Origin of the sequence: Brachyspira innocens ATCC 29796, assembly GCF_000384655.1 — a bacterium.
Lineage (GTDB): Bacteria > Spirochaetota > Brachyspiria > Brachyspirales > Brachyspiraceae > Brachyspira > Brachyspira innocens.
The window spans coordinates 1-4,754 of sequence record NZ_ARQI01000039.1 but is presented as its reverse complement, the minus strand read 5'-3'; the positions used below and the strand labels follow the sequence as shown (position 1 = coordinate 4,754).

At 24.5% G+C, this 4,754-nt stretch carries 4 protein-coding genes and 1 pseudogene; 4 read left to right on the top strand and 1 reads right to left on the bottom strand.

The features are described from left to right. The 3 genes and pseudogenes from F811_RS16645 to F811_RS0100600 all read left to right on the top strand — a co-directional run. Positions 1-334 (top strand): annotated as a pseudogene (locus F811_RS16645) (hypothetical protein); the annotation flags it as partial. A 279-nt stretch (positions 335-613) separates the two neighbouring features. Beyond that, on the top strand, positions 614-1,885 hold the full coding sequence (locus F811_RS16170) for a glycosyltransferase family 2 protein (RefSeq protein WP_020003379.1): 1,272 nt from the start codon (positions 614-616) through the stop codon (positions 1,883-1,885). Positions 1,886-1,900: 15 nt separating this feature from the next. Continuing rightward, the gene (locus tag F811_RS0100600; RefSeq protein WP_020003378.1) at positions 1,901-2,881 is read left to right on the top strand and encodes a radical SAM family protein; all 981 of its coding nucleotides are present in this window, start codon (positions 1,901-1,903) and stop codon (positions 2,879-2,881) included. Positions 2,882-3,009: 128 nt separating this feature from the next. Here the strand turns inward: F811_RS0100600 and F811_RS0100595 are convergent, their stop codons facing one another. After that, entirely contained in the window at positions 3,010-4,317 is a 1,308-nt protein-coding gene (locus F811_RS0100595; RefSeq protein ID WP_020003377.1) for a UDP-glucose dehydrogenase family protein, read from the bottom strand. 206 nt (positions 4,318-4,523) lie between these two features. Between F811_RS0100595 and F811_RS15290 the strand changes: the two genes are divergently transcribed. Beyond that, a partial coding sequence (locus tag F811_RS15290) for a helix-turn-helix domain-containing protein (protein ID WP_020003376.1) occupies positions 4,524-4,754 on the top strand: 231 nt, incomplete at its 3' end.

Sequence of the window (4,754 nt, the reverse complement as noted above, 5' to 3'; positions counted from 1 at the left end):
TCAATCCAATTCTAAAATTTTAAATTTAGAGAATTGTATATATAATCAGAATATTGAAATATCAAATTTGAAAGCTAATCTTGAAAATAAAAACAATATAATTAATAATATAATAAATACTATATCTTGGTGGATACCAATAAGAAAATGGCGTGATTCTTTTAGAAATAAAATGTTAAATAAAGACCAGACCAGACCAGACCAGACCAGACCAGACCAGACCAGACCAGACCAGACCAGACCAGACCTAATATGTAAAGAGTACATATATATTAATAACAATAATATTATAATAAACAAGAAATTACAAGCTGCATTAGAGCTTGCAGCTTAATTTATAATTTGACAAAATAGTTTTTTAGTTTATAATATAAAAAATGTAATTTGGGCATCTTATGATACAAGACAAGACAAGACAAGACAAGACAAGACAAGACAAGACAAGACAAGACAAGACAAGACAAGACAAGACAAGACAAGACAAGACAAGACACTCTCGTATAGTGTATATACATTCTCATAATAATTTAAAATATAAAAAATACAACCTATGCAGCAATATTAAATTTCTGCATAGGTTTTTTATTGCATAATTTTTTATAGAGGTAATACTATGGGATTTTTTTACAATAAATATGATGATGGAATATACAGAGTAAGAAATATTTGCGGCATCAAAATAACTACAAAGCCTTTAGAAAATAGAATAAATTTATTATTATCTCAAATAAATGAAATGAAATTAAAGGTAAATAATATAGATATTAGTACAATAAATACTGATGTGAGGACTATTAATATAGAAAATCAAGTTAATAATATACCATATTTTTATAGAGATATAAAAGTAAAATTAAATCATATTGCTTCTGAAGAATATGGTTATGATAGAAACATATTTAATAATATTAATCCTCCCTATATTTCAATAATAGTTCCTATATATGATATAGGAAAAGAATATTTAATAAATTGTTTGGATAGCTTAATTAATCAAACTTTAAAAGAAATAGAAATAATATTAGTTAATGATTGTTCTCCGAATGAAGAAGATAATTTAATATGTGAAGAATATGCATTAAAAGATGAAAGAATAAAATATATAAAGCACAAAGAAAATAAGGGTCCTGGAGGTGCTAGGATGACAGCATTAAGAGAAGCCAAAGGTTATGCTATAGCTTTTGCAGATCCTGATGATACGGTTGCTTTAAATGCTTATGAAATAGCTGTTTCTAGAATGCTTATAAATAATGTAGATATAGTTTGTTTTAATTATTATTGGGTAGAAAATGATGAAATAACAGATATGCATATAAATATACCTCAATTTTTATATGGAAATAATATATTGCATTTATTATCTATAGAAAAAATGCATGCACCTTTATGGGATAAAATTTATAAAAAAGAATTAATAGCAAAAATAGATAATTTAATGCCCAATAAAATATCTGGAGAAGATTTAGTTGCTAGCTTTAAAATATTATCTATAGCTAAATATTTTGAATATATTCCAATACCATTGTATTTTCATTATAGAAGAAAAACTTCATTTACTAATATGGTTACAAATGATTATGTATTAAATTATGGAAATGTAATAAAAAATATATTTTTTTATTATAAAAATGCAAAATTAAATATAAAAAAAGAAATGCATGATTTTTTTATATCTTTATATAGATTATGTTATGCCTTTATAGATATGAAATTCTATAAGACTAAACAAACAGAAAATGATATTAATGTTTATAATACTCAAAGAGAATTATTAAAACAATTAATTATAGATAATATAAGAGATGGTTACATAACTGAAGAAATTTTTTTAGATATATGTAATAAAAGAAATTTATGGTATATAAGAAACTTGTATTACAATTAATAAGAGGAAATAAAGATGGATAATAAAACTATAGACAATATAGTATGGTGGATACCTTTTAAAAAATTAAGAAATTCTGTAAGAGAATATTTATTAGAAATAAATAATTTAAATAATAAATTATATCAAATAAACGATAAAATTAATATAACAGAAAGAAGTATGTGTGATAATTATATTGATTTGTATGCTAAAATTAGAAAGTTAACACCTCAAGGATATATAGATTTTATTGATATAGATATTGTTAGACATTGCAATTTAAATTGTTATAGCTGTAATCATTTTTCTCAATTAGCAAAACAAGAATATTATAATATAGAAATATTTGAAAATGATATCAAAAGATTATATGAATTAAGTAATGGACTAATAAAAAAATTTCATATATTGGGTGGAGAACCACTATTAAATAAAAATTGTAAAGATTATTTTTATTTAGTAAGAAAATATTTTAAAAATAGTTCAATATGGTTAATAACTAATGGTATTTTGCTTCCAAAACAAGATGAAAGTTTTTGGTTATCATGTCAAGAGAATAATGTAGAAATACATCCTACAAAATATCCAATAAAAATAGATTGGGATAATATAAAGAGAATATGTTCTAATTATAATGTAATATTAAGTTTTTTTAATGATGAAAATGTATTAAAAGAAAGTGTAAAAACAATTTTAAATTTAGATGGTACTAGTAATATATTTGATAATTTTACAAATTGTTATTTAGCAAATAATTGTTTAAATCTTAGTGATGGAAAACTTTTTACATGTGGTTTACCAGCTAATATAAATGCTTTTAATAGTTATTTTTCTATGAATATAAAAGTTACAGAACATGATTATATAGATATATATAAAGCTAAAGATTATAATGAAATACTTCAGTTTCTAGCAAAACCTATGCCCTTTTGTAGATACTGTGATATAACTAAATGGCATGGAATAGGAAGATGGGAAACATCAAAAAGAAATATTGAAGAATATATAGACTAGTCATAAATTAATATAACAAGATTAAGATTAGACATATTTTTATTATAATGCAAAATTTAAAAAATACGATCTATGTTGCAAAATAAAATTGCAGCATAGGTTATTATTTTTAATAAATATTCAGTTTATTACCCTATTCTAATGTATTTTAATCCTCTTTCCTCTAGCATACTTCTATCATAAATATTTCTACCATCAAATATTACTTTGTCCTTTAACATATCTCTAACCCTATTAAAATCAGGACGTCTGAACTCATTCCATTCCGTTAGAAGGAGTAATGCATCAGTATTTTCCAATGTATCATATGAAGAACTAGCATATATAATTCTGTCTCCAAATACTATTTTGGCAGTTTCCATAGCTTTAGGATCATAAGCTTTAATAATTGCTCCTTTTTCAAGTAAAGCATTTATTATAGTAATAGATGGTGCTTCCCTCATATCATTAGTATTAGGTTTAAATGCCAGCCCCCATACAGCAAAAGTTTTACCTTTAATATTGTTATTATAATATGCTTCTACTTTACCAATGAATAGTTTTCTTTGATTAAAATTAATAGAATCTGCTGCTTTTAGCATATCATATTCGCAATTATTCTCTTTAGCAGTATTCAATAATGCTTTTACATCTTTAGGAAAGCAGCTTCCTCCATATCCTAACCCAGGAAATAAAAACTGATTTCCTATACGTTTATCAGATGCTATTCCCATTCTTACCATATCTATATTAGCCCCTACTCTCTCACAAATATTTGCTATCTCATTAATATATGATATTTTAACAGCTAAAAAAGAATTGGCAGCATATTTAGTCATTTCAGCAGATTTAATATCCATTGTAATAACTGGATTTCCTGTTCTTAAATAAGGGGCATATAATTCATACATTATTTTTGTGGCTTTATCAGAATTAGAACCTATTACTATTCTATCAGGCTTTAATGAGTCCTCAACAGCAGCTCCTTGTTTTAAAAATTCAGGATTAGATACTACATCAAATTCATTTTTAAACTCTTCTTTAGCATTTGTTTTTATTATTTCTGCGACCTTTTCTGCAGTTCCTACAGGCACAGTCGATTTATCCACTATAACCTTATATCCATTTAATGCTTTGCCTATTTGCTTAGCCACAGTATAAACATATTTCATATCAGCAGAACCATCTTCTCCTTGTGGGGTACCTACCGCTATAAAACATATTAATGATTCTTTAACCGCTTTTTCTAAATCTGAACTGAATGAAAGTCTTTTCTCAGCAACATTAAATTTAATTAAATCTTCCAATCCTGGTTCATAAATTGGAATAATCCCATTTTTTAATTTATTTAATTTTTCTTCATCATTATCAACACATATTACGAAATTACCCATTTCAGCGAAACATGCACCTACAACTAACCCAACATATCCAGTACCTATTACACATATCTTCATAATTATTACCCCCTCCCCATATATGTATTAAAATATATTTCAGATAAAAAATGATTATTATATTATATAAACTTATATTAATATTGTCAATATATAATTCATAAATACTTGTGTTTAAGAGCCATAGATATTGCACACTTTTGTTTTAAAAAAAGAAGGTATTCCTTATAATTTAAATAAGCACAAATAAACAAAAAGGAATACCTATGAAACAATATAATACAAATCAGAAAAAAAAGATAGTAGAGATTATCAATAAAGTTAAAAATAAAAAAGTTCAGGCTCTCAAATTTAATATTAGTATTAGAACTTATTATTATTGGAAGAAAAAATTAGAAGAAACAGATAGTATAGAAAATAGGAGTAGGAAACCTAAAAATAGTCCTCATAAATTAAAAAATAAAAAGATTATTAATAAAATTGTTGAAATACGAAAG